The organism is Streptomyces sp. NPDC005435 (genome assembly GCF_040703155.1).
Classification (GTDB): domain Bacteria; phylum Actinomycetota; class Actinomycetes; order Streptomycetales; family Streptomycetaceae; genus Streptomyces.
Window position 1 is genome coordinate 148,417 of record NZ_JBEXEQ010000008.1, and the last position, 15,017, is coordinate 163,433.

The following is a 15,017-nucleotide window of genomic DNA, read 5'->3' on the forward strand; positions in this document are numbered from 1 at the left end:
GCTGAGCTCAGGAACTGGCCTCGGGGGCCGGATCGCCGCCCTTGTCCGAGTGGCCGAGGGAGCGCCCCGGGGCCACCCGGTCGCGGACCAGCCGCTTGACCGCCGTGGGTTCGGGGAAGCCCTGCTCGCGGCGGTCCCAGACCACCTCGTCGTCCACCCGGACGACGAAGACGCCGCCGGTGCCGGGCTTGAGCGAGAGCTCGGTCAGCTCGCTCTCGAAGGTGGTGAGCAGCTCCTGTGCCAGCCAGGCCGCGCGGGGCAGCCAGCGGCACTGGGTGCAGTACTCGATCACGACACGATGGCTCATCGCGGTCCCTTCATCGCGCATACGCCGGACACTGCGGACGCGCCGATCACCGTAAACGCGCCGGTCATTGGAGATGCACCGACCAATCCTGTTCCGCCGCCGGTCTGCCGTGCAGATCGGGCACCGCCTTGAGCCAGTCCGGACGCCCCCGCTGGGTGCGCTCCGCGCGGGCGGCGTTCTCGGCCGCGATCTCCTCGCGGCTGGGGAACTCGGTGGGGAGCCACTGCGCGGACAGCCGGACCCGGTCGAGCAGGTAGTCGACATAGGCGGCGCGCACGTCGTCCGGCGTCGCGAAGCCCGCGTCCTCGGCGAGCCAGGCGTCCGGCACCTCGGCGACGACGCGGCGCAGCAGCTCCTCGGTCACCAGCGGGGCCAGTTCGGCGTCGGCGGCCCGTACGTCGGGGCCGTAGACGCCGAGGGCGTGGTGGCGGAAGTCGTACTTCTTGCCGGGTGCGGTGGTGTCCCAGCGGTGGTGGAAGACGAGGGCGGCGCCGTGGTCGATGAGCCACAGGCGCGGGGGCACGGTGCCGCGCGTGGGCCAGAGCATCAGGTTGGAGCTGTGGACGGTGCGGTCCACGTTGGCGGTGAGCGCGTCCAGCCAGACGATCCGGCCCGCCTCCAGCGGGTCCACGGGGAAGTCCCGGGCCAGCTCGGGGGTGAGGTCGACGGCGCCGGAGAGATAGTCCATGCCGAGGTTCACACCCGCGCTGGCGCCGTGCAGCTCGCGTACCTCCTGGTGCGGCTCGTCGGCGGCGATCGCCGGGTCGAAGTGCACCAGGACCAGTTCGGGGAAGCGCAGCCCGAGCGCGCGGGCCAGCTCCCCGACGATCACCTCGGCGACCAGGGCCTTGTGTCCCTGGGCGGAGCCGGTGAATTTCACGACATAGGTACCCAGGTCGTCGGCCTCGACGACTCCGGGTACGGAGCCGCCGGACCGCAACGGGGTCACGTATCGGACGGCGGTCACCTCGCGCAGCACACCGGCCAGCCTAGATCAAGCGTCCGGGTGCCCGTCGGCCGGTGGCGTGTGACCTTCGGCCGGTGGCGTGTGCCCGTCGGCCAGTGGGTTGGGCAGCGGCAGATAGCGGGCGTCCGCGCCGTCCGCGCCGGTCCAGCGCAGCAGCAGGTTGGTCTTGCCCGGCAGGCTGGGCGCGGTGAGCAGGGCCGGGATCTCAGGCAGGCCGTCCGGCAGCCCGTGGCGGGCCAGTTCGCGGCGGGCGGCGGGCCAGGGGTCGAAGCCGGGGTGGTGTTCGGCGATGGCGGCGGCGATCTCGGTGAGGTGGTTGACGACCAGGCAGTACACCAGCCGCTCCCAGCCCGCCTCGCGCGAGACCTCCGGCAGGAGCTTGGCCCCCTCGGCGTCGCGGAACAGCGCCTGGACGGGGATGCCGGTGCCGTCCACGGCGACCAGGGTGTTCTGGAGGTGGGCCTCCAGGACGACGCCGTGGGTGCCGAACGCGGTGAGCGCGGGCGGGACGACCGCGCGCAGATACGCCGACCACCAGGCGTCGGGGTCGGGCGCGGCGGTCAGCGGGCTGCCGTCGAAGCCCTCGGCGAGTCCGGCGGCGAGCAGCGGGGTGGCGCCGGGCAGCAGGTGCGCGCGCAGGCCGTCGCGGACGAGGACGGCCAGCTCCTCGAAGGCGAAGGCGGCGGTGCGGTAGCCCCGGTCGCTCAGCCAGGCGGCGGGGCCGCCCATGGCGGCGAAGGCGTCGGTGGCGGCCGCGTCGGTACGGCGGAGTTTGGCCAGGTCGTGGCGCCACAGACGGCGGATGTCGTTGGTGATGCGGACGTCGAGGCTGAACTTCAGGAAGAGGTCGCGCCCGGGCTCGTACACCGTGCGCACGGCGGCCGTCGGCCACACCGCGAACGGCGTCTCGCCGAGCCGGACCAGCCGCCCGTCCTCGAAGGCGGGGGCCAGTTCACGGGCGAGGAGGTCGAGCTGCCAGGGGTGGGCGGGCAGCAGCCGGTAGCCGGGCGGGGCGGTGCCGAGGGCGTCCAGGGCACTGGTGTCGCCCTCCTCGGCCACCTGGTCCTCGCGCACGCCGAGCAGCGTCAGCGGGAAGCGGCCGTGGGCCTCGGGGGCGTACCGCAGCCAGGCGGCGGCCGGACCGCCGCCACGCGCCTTGGGGGCGGGGTGGTGCGGATGGCCGGTGATCAGGGACTGCTCGGAGCGCAGATACGGGTCCTCGGGCGCGACGGTACGGGCGCGGGCGGCCAGCAGCGCGGCGACCGTGTCCCGGCTGTCGATCATCTCGGCGGGCAGGTCGCCGCCGGTCAGGCCGGTGTGCCGGCGCAGCTCCTCCGCGACGAGTTTCACCAGTTCGGTGTGGCCGATGCGCTGCCACCCCTCTGCGGTGCGCACCTCGGGCTCCGCCGGGCGGCGGCCGGGGCGCACACGCAGCAGCCGGCCGGTGCCGGGCAGCCGGTGGACGGGCCGCTCGCCGGGGTCCGGGAGCGGCGTGGCGACCTCGCGCAGCAGGCAGTTGAGCAGGGGCGCCGCCGCGTAGGCGTCGGCGCGCCGGCCGGCGTCGTCGGTGTGAGGCTGGAGGTCCACGCGATCCATTCGTTCGTGCTCGTCGGGCGCTACGACCGTACGCGCCGGGCTCGTCGACCGTACTCGTCCGTACTCGCCGGGCTTTTCGGCACCGGTGCCCTCGCCGGGGCGGACCGCGCCGTCCGCCGGTTCGCGTGCGGGGGCCGGTCGCGTTCAGTATGGCTCGCGTAGCCGACAATCGTGCTCTGAGCTGCCCGTCCCCGAGGAGCCGACGTGTACCACTCTCCCACTGCCGAGGCCGAGATCGCCGAGGAGCTGGCCGCCGTACGGCCCGCAATGCTCGGGCGGTACGCGGCCGCGCTGCCGGGAGCCCGGGCGGCGGTGCTGACCCGGCTGTGGCGGGCGCTGGTCCACGAACCGCTGCCCTGGATCACCGGCCGCGCCACGGACACCGAGGGGCACACCCTGCGCCTGGCCGACGGCCGGACGCTGCGCGGCCCCCGGTCCGACCCGTACGCGACCGGCGACCACGTCCGCGCGATACGGCTGGACCGCGAGCGCTACGACGACCCCGCGCGCCTGATGACCGACCTCGCGGTGCCGCACGCGGCCGCCTTCGCCGGTGAACTCGCGGGCAGCGTGGCCTCGCTGGCGCTCTCGCGGGCGAACGCCGAGGTGTCCGACGGAAAGTGGCCCGCGCACGACTGGGAGTGGGAGCAGCGCGTGGTGGACGGGCACCCGTACCACCCCAACTGCCGTTCCCGGCCCGGTTTCTCGGTGGCGGACCAGCTGGCGTACGGCCCGGAGCACCGGCCGTTGGTGTGGCTGGGCACGGTGGCCGTACCGGCGCCGGAGTGCCTGGTGTCGGGCGAGTGGCCCGAGGAACTGCGGGCCGGGAGCGATCTGTTGCTGCCTGTGCACCCCTGGCAGGCGGCGCATGTGCTGAAGCGGGCGGCCGAACCCTGGCGCGCGGCGCACCCGTTGATGGCGCTGCGCACCCTGGCCATACCCGGCGGCCCGCAGGTGAAGACCGCGCTCAGCGCCCGGCTGACCTCCTCGGTGCGGGACATCTCGGTGTACTCGGTGCGGGCGTCGGCCACGCTCTCCTCGTTCGCGGCGGAACTGGCCGGGCACACCGACGGTCTGCTGCACGTCACCCGCGCGCTGGGCGCGGCCACCGCCCACTCTCCCGATCTGGCCGCGCAGTTGCGGGAGTCGCCGGAGGTGTACGCGGGTCCGGGCGAGCGGGTGGTGCCGGTGGCGGCGCTGGCCTCGACGGAACTGCCCGGCTCCGCCGAGTGGATGACCGCGTTCACCCGGCTCGCGCTGACCACCGGGCTGCGGCTGCTGGACCTCGGCGTCGCGCTGGAGGCGCACGGGCAGAACCTGCTCGTGGTGCTCGGGGCGGACGGCGCCCCGCTGCGGCTCGTCTACCGGGATCTGGCGGACATCCGGATCAGCCCCGAGCGGCTGGCCCGGCACGGGATCACACCGCCCGCGCTGACCGGGCGTCTGATTTCGGACGATGTCACGGTGTTGCGGCGCAAGCTGTTCGGCTCGCTGGTGGCGGGGGCGCTGGCCGCGACGGCCGGTTCGGGGCCCGCGCTGGCCGCCGCGCTGCGGTCCGCGCTGCCCGGACTGCCCCGTACGCCGGATCTGGCGGCGCTGTGCGACGAGCCGCTGCCTGCCAAGGCGTTGACGCTGATGCGGCTCTCGCCCGAGACGCCGGGTGACCAATGGGCGGCCCTGCCGCACCCGTTCGTTTTGGAGCGCGGCGCATAGGGTCAATAGGATCCGCCGATGATCAGAAGACATCGGCTGGCGACGGGCGTCTGTGCCCTGCTCGCGGCCCTGGGAGCCGGGATCGCGTTTCCCGGCGGAGCTGTGGCGGACGAGACGGAGCCGCGGGCGGCGGCCCCGAAGGTCGAACTCGTCCTGGACGTCAGCGGGTCCATGCGGGCCCGGGACATCGACGGCGGCTCCCGGATGGCGGCGGCGAAGCAGGCGTTCAACGAGGTTCTCGACGCGACGCCCAAGGAGGTGGAACTCGGCATCCGCACCCTGGGCGCCAACTACCCGGGCGACGACCGCAAGACCGGCTGCAAGGACACCGCGCAGCTCTACCCCGTGGGCCCGCTCGACCGGACCGACGCCAAGACCGCGGTGGCGACGCTCTCGCCGACCGGCTGGACCCCGATCGGCCCCGCCCTGCTGAAGGCCGCCGACGACCTCCAGGGCGGCGACGGCACCCGCCGCATCGTCCTGATCAGCGACGGCGAGGACACCTGCCAGCCGCTCGACCCGTGCGAGGTGGCCCGCGAGATAGCCGCCAAGGGCATCGGGCTCACCATCGACACCCTGGGCCTGGTGCCGGACGCCAAGACCCGTGACCAGCTCAGCTGCATCGCGGACGCCACCGGCGGCACCTACACCTCCATCCGGCACAAGGAAGAACTGACCGACCGTGTCGGCCAGTTGGTGGACCGGGCGGCCGACCCGGTGGTGACCCCGGTGGCCACCGCCGGCGCCGGCTCCTGCTCCGCCGCCCCGACGCTGAAGTCCGGACTCTTCACCGACCGCGAGGAGTTCGGCCGGCAGCGCTGGTACAAGGTCGACGTGCGGCCCGGTCAGGAGCTGCGCGCCTCGGTGAGCGTCGCGGACGACCGCGCCGTCTCCCCCGACTACGGCGTGCTGCTGCGCGCGGTGACCGCGAGCGGCCGCGAGATCGTGCGCGGCGAGGCGGCCGGCACCGGCCGCACGGACGTGATCTCCACGGGCCTTCGCTACCCCAAGCCGGAGAGCGACGACGACGACACCGCGAGCACGGAGTCGGTGTGCCTCCAGGTCACCAACTCCTTCTCGGCGGCGCCGGGTGTGAAGACCACGCCGGGTCTGCCGCTGGAGCTGACGGTGGACGTGGTGGACGGTCCGTCCGCGGCGCACGATGTCGCCGCCTTCGGTCTCGGGCGCGGCTGGTGGCTGCTGGGCGCGCTGGTGCTGACCGGTTTCGTGGCCGGTCTGCTGTGGGGCTGGCTGTCGCGCTGGCGGGTCGCGGTCTGGAGGACCAACTGATGCGTTTCACCCAAGTGTTGAGTGTCGCCGCGCTGGCGCTCGGACTCGCCGCCGCCCCGGCCGCAGCCGACTCCTCCCCCTCGCCGAGCGCGTCGTCCGACGCCAAGGCGCCCACCCAGGCGGGTACGTCGTTCCGTACGGCGGCGGAGATGGACCAGGGGCAGACGGCCACCGCGTCCGGCTCCACCGGCGACTACTTCTACTGGTCGTTCGCGGCGGACGCGGGGCAGCGCCCCACCGTGCGGGCGACGGTGAAGCTGCCGCAGGCCCATGACTCCCAGGCCTGGCAGATCGACGTCTACGACGGCCTGCGCCGCCGCCAGGCGTGCCAGTACGGCACCGCGTCGCACACCGCGGCGCAGGGCGAGTCCAAGGTCGAACTGGCCTGTGTGCTGCGCACGGTGCGGGCCTGGTCCGAGCCGTGGGCCAACGACCCGCTGCCGGGCACGTACTATGTCCGGCTGACGGTGCTGAACCTCTCCTCCGCCGACCTCGGCAAGCCGGTGAGCACCGAAGTGCGCGTCGGCTCCAAGGACATCGGCGGGGCGGCGGCGGTCGACGGTTCGCTGGCGAAGCCGCTCGTGCCGGGCATCGCGGTCACATCGCAGGCGGAGGACGACGATTCGAAGTCCGCCGTGCTCTCCGGCATCGAGCCGGACGACGGCTGGTCCTCCAACTGGTGGTCCGACCGCTGGGTGTGGACGGCGATCGGCGGCGTGCTGGCCGCGCTCGCCGGCATCGGCGGGTACGCGCTGACGCGCGGCTCGGGACGGCCGTACCGGGTGCCGCCGGGCGCCTGAAGTCAGCAGTAGCAACCCGTTGTTGGAGCCGAAGGCCCGCCCCCGTGGCGGGCCTTCGGTCGTTTCCGGGGCTCACTCCTGCCGGAGCGCCTTGCCCAGCGGGCTGTCGCCGGTCACGGTGATCCGGCCGGCCCGTATCCCCTCGGGAACCGTCAACTCCCCCCGGACGACGGCCGTGCACGTCCCCTCGTCCATCACGAGCCGTGCGCCGCCGCCGGCGGGCGCGGGCCCGTCGCCGTACACCGGGCCGTCCTCGGTACCGAGGTACAGATGGAACTCGCCTTCCTCCAGGCCGACTTCCAGGACGCCGGGCCCGGTGTCGGTGTCCACCCCGCGCAGCGCGGTCAGCAGGGGCAGCGCGAACCAGTGCGCGCGGACGGCGTCGGTGGGGCGCCGTTCCTCCAGCCCGTCCCGGCCCCACTCCCCCAGCGCCTGGAGTACGGGCAGCAACCCCCGTCCGCGCGGGGTGAGTTCGTAGACGTAGGCCGCGCCGGGCGGCGGGAGGCGGCGGCGGGTGGTGAGGCCGTCGCGCTCCATGTCCTTGAGCCGGGAGGCGAGTACGTCGGTGCTCACCCCGGGGAGGTCGGCGTGCAGATCGGTGTAGCGGCGCGGACCGGCCAGCAGTTCCCGGACGATCAGCAGGGCCCAGCGGTCCCCGACGAGGTCGAGGGCGCGGGCCGCGGAGCAGTACTGGTCGTAGCGTCGGCGAGGTGGCATGGGACGCAGTCTAGACAGTTCGTTGGACTTTCCAAGCTGCTACTTGGTAAAACCAAGTGTCACCAGACGGCGAAGGGGTGCGGCGCATGGAGTTCCGGCAGTCGAACAAGCTCAGTGAGGTCTGCTACGAGATCCGCGGCCCGGTGATAGAGCACGCCGACGCGCTGGAGGAGGCGGGGCACAGCGTGCTGCGCCTGAACACCGGCAACCCGGCCGTGTTCGGGTTCGAGGCGCCGGAGGAGATCCTCCAGGACATGATCCGGATGCTCCCCCAGGCGCACGGCTACACGGACTCGCGCGGCATCCTCTCCGCCCGCCGCGCGGTCGCCCAGCGCTACCAGGCCCTCGGTCTGGAGGTGGACGTGGACGACGTGTTCCTCGGCAACGGCGTCTCGGAACTGGTCTCCATGGCCGTCCAGGCCCTGGTCGAGGACGGCGACGAGATCCTGATCCCGGCCCCGGACTTCCCGCTGTGGACGGCGGTGACGACGCTGGCCGGCGGCAAGGCGGTCCACTACCTCTGCGACGAGCAGGCCGACTGGACCCCCGACCTGGCCGACATGGAGTCCAAGATCACGGACCGCACCAAGGCCGTGGTCCTCATCAACCCGAACAACCCGACCGGCGCGGTGTACCCCAAGGAGATCGTCGAGGGCATCCTCGACGTCGCCCGCCGCCACGGCCTGATGGTCTTCGCCGACGAGATCTACGACCAGATCCTCTACGACGACGCCGTGCACCACTCGGCCGCCGCCCTCGCCCCCGACCTGGTCGTCCTCACCTTCTGCGGCCTCTCCAAGACCTACCGGGTGGCGGGCTTCCGCTCCGGCTGGCTGGTGGTCACCGGACCCAGGCAGCACGCGAAGAACTATCTGGAGGGCCTGACCATGCTGGCCTCCATGCGGCTGTGCGCCAACGCGCCCGCGCAGTACGCCATCCAGGCCGCGCTCGGCGGCCGCCAGTCCATCCGCGACCTCACCGCCCCCGGCGGGCGCCTCCACGAACAGCGCAACGTCGCCTGGGAGAAGCTGAACGAGATCCCGGGCGTCTCCTGCGTCAAGCCCAAGGGCGCCCTGTACGCCTTCCCGCGCCTGGACCCCAAGGTCCACAAGATCCACGACGACGAACGCTTCGTCCTCGACCTCCTCCTCCGCGAGAAGATCCAGGTCGTCCAGGGCACCGGCTTCAACTGGCCCACCCCCGACCACTTCCGCATCCTCACCCTCCCCCACGCGGACGACCTGGAGGCGGCCATCGGAAGGATCGGCCGGTTCCTGAGCGGGTACCGGCAGTAGCCCCGTCACGCATGGGCGCCCGCTCCCGGGCCGAGCCTCTCGACGACCTCCCGCATCTCCTTCTCGTCGGCCTCGTAGACCGTCTCGCCCATGCGCGGGTCCCGTGCGTGGAGCGTGTGGATGAGCGGTCCGTGGGGCACTCCGAGATGGACGAGGGAGGCCGACGGGCCGTGCACGGCGCGTTCGGTGCCGGGGCGGGCGGTCAGGTCGACACGGCTGACCACCCCGGGCGTGACCCAGACGGCCGCCTGCTCCAGGCGCCCCAGGAGTTGCAGGTGGAAGTGCCCGCACAGGATGAGCCGGACGTCGGTCCCACGGATGGCCCCGGCAAGCTCCGCGCTGTTCTGGAGTCCGAGCGCCCGCTGCACGTCGACGTCCAGGGCGACCGGCGGATGATGGAAGGCCAGGACGGTTCCCGACGGCGCCGGGGCGGCCAACACCTCGCGGAGCCAGTCGAGTTGGCCCCCGTCGATGCGGCCGTAGCCCTTGCCGGGCACGAGTGAGTCCAGCGTGACCAGTCTCCATCCGCCGACGGTGGTCGCGGCCGCACGCTCATCCGAGGCCCCCTCGTACACCGCGTCGGGCCGGGCGTGTCCGCTGCCGAGCACATGGGCGAACGCGGCGCGGTCGTCGTGGTTGCCGGTCGCGTAGAAGACCTTCGCCCCTCGCGCGCCGCCGTAGCCGGACAGCAGCGCGTGTGCCCGCGTGTACGCCTCCTGCGAGCCGTCGTCCGCGATGTCCCCGGTGACGACCACCGCGTCGATGTCGTCCAGCTGCTCCAGTCCGGCCAGCAGGAGACCGAGGGCCGCGGTGCCGTCGGCTCCGTCGGCGTCGGGCCCGCCGGCGCGGTCGAGGTGGGTGTCCGAGAGATGCAGAATCCGCATGGCCCGGAAACTAGCCCCCGGCACCCGCGTCCGGCCATACCCCGTCGCCGGAGATCCCCCGGGTGCGGAACGGCGGTGTGGTGGCGGAGCAGTGGAACCGGGCCCCGGGCGATCCCGCCCGCGTCCGCACTGTCAGACCCCCGCCGTACGCTTCGGAAATGGGTCCGCCGTGCGGGCGGATTCTGTACGGGGTGGGTCCTGTACGGGTGCGGAGCGGAGGGAGCCGGTTGTGGGAGGACCGCCGAGTGCCGCGCAGCGGCGGGTCGTCGAGGGGGCCGATCCGGAGACGGGGCGGCTGCGGGGTACGGAGGCGCAGCTCGCGGCGCTGGTGAAGCGGGGGCTGGCCTTCCGGCATCCGAGGCCGCCGCACGATCACTTCCTGACTCCGGCGGGGCAGCGGATACGGGAGGGGGAGCCGGACGCACCGGCCGCCGCGCCCCAGCCCGCTCCCGGCGGGGTCTTCGCGGCCCGGGTCGGGGGCGGGGAGGAGTCGGGGACCTCCGGTCCCGCGCGGCTGCGCGAAGTGCGCGGGGCCTGGCAGGGGCTCCTGGAGATGCGCCGGATGACCAACCGGGACGGCGCCACGGACCGTCCCTGCGACTGGGAGCGGAGCCATCTCGTACGGGCCGCCGCGCTCGCCCTGGAGGCGGCCGGGCACGAGCCGGAGGGCCCGGGGATACCGGGTTACCGGGTGCGCGCCACCCCGCAGCCGGAGGCGGTCGCCGTGTACGCCCCGGACGAGGCGACCCTGCGCGCCTGCGCGGCCACCCTGGAAGGGGCGGGCTGGCAGCCCGGCGTGTGCACCGAGCCCCGTACCCGCGTGCGCTATCTGCTGGCATCCCCGCGCCGGGTGTGAGCGGCGTGCCAAGATCGGGTGACCGGAGAAGTCCGACGTGAGAAGGGGAAGCAGTGCCCGAACCGTTTTCCGTCCGTGTGACCGTCCGCGGCTACGAGACCGACACCCAGGGCCACCTCAACCAGGCGGTCTACCTCAACTACGCCGAGCACGCCCGCTGGTCCCTGCTCCACGCCGCCGGCATCAGCCAGGCGCGCCTGGTCGGCCGGGGCGTGGGACCGGTCGCCCTGGAGACCACGATCCGTTTCCGGCGCGAACTGCTCGCCGGTGAGGAGGTGGACGTGACCTGCGCGTTCGAGTGGACCGACGGCAAGACCTTCCGCATCCGCCAGGAGATACGCAAGGCCGACGGCACCCTCGCCGCCGAAGTCACCGCCGTGGGCGGCCTGCTGGACCTGGAGCAGCGGAAGCTGGTCCCGGACCCGCGCGAGGTGTTCAAGGAACTGGCGGCGGACCCGGTCCTGTTCGGGCTCTAGCCGGGCGGACCGGCCGGCGCCCGCACCTCACGCATGCCCGGCGCCCCCGCCTGCCCGGCGCCTCCGCCTCACCCCTGCCCGGCGATCCGCGCCAGCCGCTGTGCCTCGGCCCGGGTCGCGCGGGCGATCTTCTCCTCGTCCACGTGGAGCAGCCGTCCGTCCGCCACGATCTGCCGGCCGCCCACGAACGACGCCGTGACCGGGGCCGCCGCGCCGAGGACCAGGGCGGCGACCGGGTCGGCGATGGAGGCGTGGGCCAGGGTGTCCATGCGCCACAGCACCAGGTCGGCGAGCTTGCCGGGCTCCAGGGAGCCGGTCTCCCGGGCGCGGCCCAGGACCTGGGCGCCGCCGTAGGTGCCCAGGCGCAGGGCCTGGCGGGCGGTGAGGGCGTGCTCGCGGTGGGGGCCGAGGCGGTTGACGAGGAGGGCGTTGCGCAGTTCGGTGTGGAGTTCGCCGGACTCGTTCGACGCCGTGCCGTCCACCCCGAGGCCGACCGGGACGCCCGAGCGGAGCAGGTCGGGGACGCGCGCGATACCGGCCGCGAGACGGGCGTTGGAGGAGGGACAGTGGGCGACGCCCGTGCCGGTGCGGGCGAAGGCGGCGATGTCGGAGTCGTTCATGTGGACGCAGTGCGCCATCCACACGTCCTCGCCGAGCCAGCCGGTGGACTCGAAGTAGTCGGTCGGGCCCATGCCGAACAGCTCGTGGCAGAACTTCTCCTCCTCCACCGTCTCCGAGCCGTGGGTGTGCAGCCGCACCCCGAGAGAGCGGGCCAACTCCGCGCCCTGACGCATCAGTTCGGTGGATACGGAGAAGGGTGAGCAGGGGGCGACCGCGATCTGGGTCATGGCGCCGGAGGAGGAGTCGTGGTGCTCGCGTACCGTCGCCTCCGTGGCGGCCAGCGCGTCGTCCAGGGACTCCACCGCGAAGTCCGGGGGCAGCCCGCCGTCCGACTCGCCCCGGTCCATCGAACCCCGGGCCAGGGTGAAGCGCACGCCGGTCTCCCGGGCGGCGCGGATGATCGCCCCGGAGAGGTCGCCGGTGCCGCGCGGGTACACGTAGTGGTGGTCCATCGCGGTGGTGACACCCCCGCGCGCCATCATCGCGAGGGAGCCCCGCGCGGCCGCGCTGACCATGTCCTCGTCCAGGCGGGCCCAGGTCGGGTAGAGCGCGACCAGCCAGTCGAAGAGGTTGTGGTCGGTGGCCAGGCCCCGGGTGAGCCACTGGTAGAAGTGGTGGTGGGTGTTGACCAGGCCGGGGGTGGCTAGGTGCCCGGTGGCGTCGATGCGGCGCGTGACGTCCGTCAGCCCCTCGGGCGCCGGGCCCGCGCCGAGCGACTCGATCCGGTCGCCCGCGAGGACCAGGTGACCCGAGGCGTACTCGGTGCCGTCCGCGTCGACGGTCGCGATCGCGCAGTTCTCGATGACGATGCGCTCGGTTGCTGCCACGGTGCGTCCTTTGCGCTCGGAGAGCTTGAAGAGCGGGGAGTGGGGCTCGGAGGTTTCGGTGCGGGCTCAGAGGTTGGTGAGGTCCACCGGGATCGCGGCCTCGCGCCCCTCCCGCAGGACGGTCGCCTCGATGAGCCCGTAGGGCCGGTCGGCGGCGAGGTACACCTCGTTGTCGTTGGTCAGCCCGAAGGGGGCGAGGTCGACCAGGAAGTGGTGCTTGTTCGGCAGGGAGAGCCGGATCTCGTCCACCTCGTCGCGCGCCTCCAGCACCCGGGAGCCCATCGCGTACAGGGTCTGCTGGAGGGAGTACGAGTACGTCCCGGCGAAGGCCTCCAGCAGCCGGCGCCTGGACTCCTCGTACGACACGTCCCAGTCGGGGGCCTTGCCCTCGCCGGTCCAGCCGTACCGCCAGCGGGCGGTGACCTCGGTGGCCAGCACGCGGTCGTGGGCCTCGGGCAGGGTGGTGTACTCGTCCTTGGCGTACCCCCAGAACTCGGAGTCGGTCGAGTTCAGCACCACCAGGTCCGCCAGGCCCGAGACGACCTCCCACGCCGAGCCGTCGTACGTGATCTGGGCGAGCCGGGTCTCCTGCCCCTTGCGGACGAAGGAGTGGCCGCCCTCGGGGGCGCCGGGCAGCGCGATCCGCTCCCAGGCGTACTCCTCGATACGGATACGGGCGCGCGCGATCGCCTCCTGCGAGGTGACGAAGTGCCGGGCGAGGAGGATGCCGAACGCCTCGGCGGACTCGATGCCGTGCTGCTGGGCGAAGGCGTACACCGTGTTCTTGGTGGTGTCGGTCGGCAGGACGTTCGCGTTGGAGCCGGAGTAGTGGACCTCGTCCATCGCGCCGCTGAGCGTGACGGAGACGTTGAGGTCCTTGATGTGGTGGGTGTCGCCGTCGCGGGTGATCCGTACGACCCGGTTCTCGGCCTTGCCGTACTGGTTCTGGCCCAGCAGCGCGGGGCCGGCGGGGCGGGACGTGTCTGCCATGGTGCTAACTCCCTCGGTATACGGAGTAGCCGAACGGGCTGAGCAGCAGCGGTACGTGGTAGTGCTCGCCGGGGCGTACGGCGAAGGTGACGGTGACCTCGGGGAAGAAGGCGGACACGCCGGATGCGGCGAGGTAGGGCTCCACGGCGAAGTCCAGCCGCACCGCGGTCGTGCCCTCCGGCGGGTCGGTCAGGTCGCGGCAGCGGCCGTCGGCGTCGGTGGTCCCGGTGCCGGCCTCCCGCCAGTCGGTGCCGGGCGCGGCGCGGGCGAGGAGCCGTACGGCGATGCCCTCGGCGGGACGGCCCGCGGCGGTGTCGAGGACGTGGGTGGAGACGGAGGTGGTGGGCATGGGTCACGCGTCCTTGGCGACGAGGCGGGTCAGCCGGATGCGGTTGATCCTGCCCAGTTCGGCGCGGGCGGTCTCCCTCTCGCGCTCCGGCGTGTCGCCGAGCCGCTCCTTGAGGGCGTCGCGCATCCGCTCGGCGGTCAGTCCGGTGGCGCAGATGAGGAAGACGTGGCCGAACCGTTCCTGGTAGGCGAGGTTCAGCTCCAGCATCTCCGCGCGCAGGGCGTCGGAGGCGTCCGTCATGCCGCGCTGTTCGCGGGCGGAGGCGGGGTCGCCGGGCTTGGGGCGGCCGATGGGCGGGTGGCCCGCGATCGCCTCCGTGAGGCCGGGCTCGTCCAGCTCCGCGAGGGCGGTGTCGGCGGCGGCGTACAGGTCGTCGGGCGTGGCGTACGGCCGGGCGGCGAGCAGGCGGTCGGCCCAGGCGGTGGCGGCGCAGACCTCGTGGAGGGCGGCGCGGGCAGCGGGTTCCTCCAGGGCGTTGAACCGGGCCAGACCCGGGGGTGTCGCTGGCGAAGTCACGGGCGCCTCCGTGGCCGCGGGGGCCGTCGTGCCGGACGGGGTGCGGTCAGCTAACGCCTGACGGCGACGATGCGTCAACACTTTGTTGAAAATTCCGGGTTAACAGGCCCCGGAAGGCCGCCCGGGCCCCTCGGCCGAGCCCCTCAGTCGATCCCCTCGGCCAAACCCTCAGCGGCCCTTCTCCCGGTTGAGGTAGTTGTAGATGGTGAAGCGGCTGACGCCGAGCGCCCCGGCGACGGTCTCCACCCCGTGCCGTACGGCGAAGGCGCCCCGCGCCTCCAGGGTGCGTACGACCTCCTGCTTGGCCTTGCGGTCCAGGTCGGCCAGCGGGCGGCCCTGTGCGCGCTCCATGGCGGCGAGGATGTGGTCCAGGGAGTCCGCGAGCTGGGGCAGCCGTACGGCGACGGCGTCGGCGCCCGCCCAGGCGAGGACCACGTCGTCGGGGCCCGCCTCGTCCGGCGGGAGGAGCCGGCCGCCCATGGCGTCGACCAGCGGTTTCACGGCCGCGATGAAGGATTCGTCCGGGGCGGAGGTCATCTGCCCTCCTCCTCGGCGCCGATCACGTTGACCTGGAGGGATATCCGGGTGGCGCCCGCGCCGAGGGTGCGGCGCAGCACCTGGTCCAGGGCGGCGAGCACGCTGTCGGCGCCGCCCTCGACCGTGTTGCCGAACGGCCCCACGTCCACGGCGTCGAGTCCGGCGCCCTCGATGACCTCGCGGGCCACCACGGCGTGCGCGGGGGCCTCGTCCAGGTCGAAGGGTTCGGTGGTGAACTCCGCTCTCAGTCGCACGAATGCCCCCTGACGTCGTGGA

17 protein-coding genes are annotated in these 15,017 nt (G+C 73.3%); 6 read left to right on the forward strand and 11 right to left on the reverse strand.

From position 1 onward, the window contains the following. Positions 1-7 precede the first annotated feature (7 nt). The 3 genes from AB0898_RS12385 to AB0898_RS12395 form a co-directional block, all read right to left on the reverse strand. On the reverse strand, positions 8-307 hold the full coding sequence (locus AB0898_RS12385) for a SelT/SelW/SelH family protein (RefSeq protein WP_366802833.1): 300 nt from the start codon (positions 305-307) through the stop codon (positions 8-10). A 64-nt stretch (positions 308-371) separates the two neighbouring features. After that, a complete protein-coding gene (locus tag AB0898_RS12390; RefSeq protein WP_366802834.1) occupies positions 372-1,286 on the reverse strand; it encodes a HipA family kinase in 915 nt (304 codons plus the stop codon). Positions 1,287-1,301: 15 nt separating this feature from the next. After that, positions 1,302-2,870, reverse strand: coding sequence for an IucA/IucC family protein (locus AB0898_RS12395; protein WP_366802835.1), 1,569 nt, complete (start codon positions 2,868-2,870; stop codon positions 1,302-1,304). Positions 2,871-3,074: 204 nt separating this feature from the next. On the opposite strand from AB0898_RS12395, the gene AB0898_RS12400 reads away from it, so the two are divergent. Genes AB0898_RS12400 through AB0898_RS12410 form a run of 3 tightly spaced genes read left to right on the forward strand, consistent with a single transcriptional unit; the run spans position 3,075 to position 6,673 of the window. Then, positions 3,075-4,583, forward strand: a complete 1,509-nt coding sequence (locus AB0898_RS12400) for an IucA/IucC family protein (protein ID WP_366802836.1) — start codon at positions 3,075-3,077, stop codon at positions 4,581-4,583. 18 nt (positions 4,584-4,601) lie between these two features. Continuing rightward, the gene (locus AB0898_RS12405; RefSeq protein ID WP_366802837.1) at positions 4,602-5,873 is read left to right on the forward strand and encodes a VWA domain-containing protein; all 1,272 of its coding nucleotides are present in this window, start codon (positions 4,602-4,604) and stop codon (positions 5,871-5,873) included. Then, entirely contained in the window at positions 5,873-6,673 is an 801-nt protein-coding gene (locus tag AB0898_RS12410; RefSeq protein WP_366802838.1) for a hypothetical protein, read from the forward strand. The genes AB0898_RS12405 and AB0898_RS12410 overlap by 1 nt, the downstream gene beginning before the upstream one ends. 72 nt (positions 6,674-6,745) lie before the next feature. Here the strand turns inward: AB0898_RS12410 and AB0898_RS12415 are convergent, their stop codons facing one another. Then, entirely contained in the window at positions 6,746-7,390 is a 645-nt protein-coding gene (locus AB0898_RS12415) for a helix-turn-helix domain-containing protein (protein ID WP_366802839.1), read from the reverse strand. 86 nt (positions 7,391-7,476) lie between these two features. On the opposite strand from AB0898_RS12415, the gene AB0898_RS12420 reads away from it, so the two are divergent. Further along, a complete protein-coding gene (locus AB0898_RS12420; protein WP_366802840.1) occupies positions 7,477-8,685 on the forward strand; it encodes a pyridoxal phosphate-dependent aminotransferase in 1,209 nt (402 codons plus the stop codon). Positions 8,686-8,690: 5 nt separating this feature from the next. Here AB0898_RS12420 and AB0898_RS12425 read toward each other — a convergent pair whose 3' ends face one another. After that, complete coding sequence (locus AB0898_RS12425; RefSeq protein WP_366802841.1) at positions 8,691-9,569, reverse strand: metallophosphoesterase; 879 nt, start codon at positions 9,567-9,569, stop codon at positions 8,691-8,693. A gap of 229 nt (positions 9,570-9,798) precedes the next feature. On the opposite strand from AB0898_RS12425, the gene AB0898_RS12430 reads away from it, so the two are divergent. Both AB0898_RS12430 and AB0898_RS12435 read left to right on the forward strand, forming a co-directional pair. Next, complete coding sequence (locus AB0898_RS12430; RefSeq protein ID WP_366802842.1) at positions 9,799-10,425, forward strand: hypothetical protein; 627 nt, start codon at positions 9,799-9,801, stop codon at positions 10,423-10,425. A 53-nt stretch (positions 10,426-10,478) separates the two neighbouring features. After that, entirely contained in the window at positions 10,479-10,901 is a 423-nt protein-coding gene (locus AB0898_RS12435; RefSeq protein WP_366802843.1) for an acyl-CoA thioesterase, read from the forward strand. Between the two features lie 68 nt (positions 10,902-10,969). On the opposite strand, the gene AB0898_RS12440 is transcribed toward AB0898_RS12435, so the two are convergent. The 6 genes from AB0898_RS12440 to AB0898_RS12465 form a co-directional block, all read right to left on the reverse strand. Further along, positions 10,970-12,349: an 8-oxoguanine deaminase gene (locus AB0898_RS12440; protein ID WP_366802844.1), complete on the reverse strand. Its 1,380-nt coding sequence runs from the start codon at positions 12,347-12,349 to the stop codon at positions 10,970-10,972. Positions 12,350-12,415: 66 nt separating this feature from the next. Beyond that, entirely contained in the window at positions 12,416-13,339 is a 924-nt protein-coding gene (gene pucL, locus AB0898_RS12445; RefSeq protein WP_366802845.1) for a factor-independent urate hydroxylase, read from the reverse strand. 4 nt (positions 13,340-13,343) lie between these two features. Then, positions 13,344-13,688 (reverse strand): hydroxyisourate hydrolase, encoded by a 345-nt coding sequence (gene uraH, locus AB0898_RS12450; RefSeq protein ID WP_366802846.1) that lies wholly within the window; start codon positions 13,686-13,688, stop codon positions 13,344-13,346. 3 nt (positions 13,689-13,691) lie between these two features. Beyond that, positions 13,692-14,204: a 2-oxo-4-hydroxy-4-carboxy-5-ureidoimidazoline decarboxylase gene (gene uraD / locus AB0898_RS12455; protein WP_366802847.1), complete on the reverse strand. Its 513-nt coding sequence runs from the start codon at positions 14,202-14,204 to the stop codon at positions 13,692-13,694. 168 nt (positions 14,205-14,372) lie between these two features. Then, positions 14,373-14,741: a helix-turn-helix domain-containing protein gene (locus AB0898_RS12460; RefSeq protein WP_366802848.1), complete on the reverse strand. Its 369-nt coding sequence runs from the start codon at positions 14,739-14,741 to the stop codon at positions 14,373-14,375. Beyond that, entirely contained in the window at positions 14,738-14,995 is a 258-nt protein-coding gene (locus tag AB0898_RS12465; RefSeq protein WP_366802849.1) for a hypothetical protein, read from the reverse strand. The genes AB0898_RS12460 and AB0898_RS12465 overlap by 4 nt, the downstream gene beginning before the upstream one ends. Positions 14,996-15,017 lie beyond the last annotated feature (22 nt).

Coding starts and splice junctions, on each gene's coding strand:
- AB0898_RS12385 (WP_366802833.1), bottom strand. CDS start 307: ATGAGCCATCGTGTCGTGATCGAGTACTGCACCCAGTGCCGCTGGCTG.
- AB0898_RS12425 (WP_366802841.1), bottom strand. CDS start 9,569: ATGCGGATTCTGCATCTCTCGGACACCCACCTCGACCGCGCCGGCGGG.
- AB0898_RS12410 (WP_366802838.1), top strand. CDS start 5,873: ATGCGTTTCACCCAAGTGTTGAGTGTCGCCGCGCTGGCGCTCGGACTC.
- AB0898_RS12460 (WP_366802848.1), bottom strand. CDS start 14,741: ATGACCTCCGCCCCGGACGAATCCTTCATCGCGGCCGTGAAACCGCTG.
- uraH (WP_366802846.1), bottom strand. CDS start 13,688: ATGCCCACCACCTCCGTCTCCACCCACGTCCTCGACACCGCCGCGGGC.
- AB0898_RS12415 (WP_366802839.1), bottom strand. CDS start 7,390: ATGCCACCTCGCCGACGCTACGACCAGTACTGCTCCGCGGCCCGCGCC.
- AB0898_RS12405 (WP_366802837.1), top strand. CDS start 4,602: ATGATCAGAAGACATCGGCTGGCGACGGGCGTCTGTGCCCTGCTCGCG.
- AB0898_RS12420 (WP_366802840.1), top strand. CDS start 7,477: ATGGAGTTCCGGCAGTCGAACAAGCTCAGTGAGGTCTGCTACGAGATC.
- pucL (WP_366802845.1), bottom strand. CDS start 13,339: ATGGCAGACACGTCCCGCCCCGCCGGCCCCGCGCTGCTGGGCCAGAAC.
- AB0898_RS12395 (WP_366802835.1), bottom strand. CDS start 2,870: ATGGATCGCGTGGACCTCCAGCCTCACACCGACGACGCCGGCCGGCGC.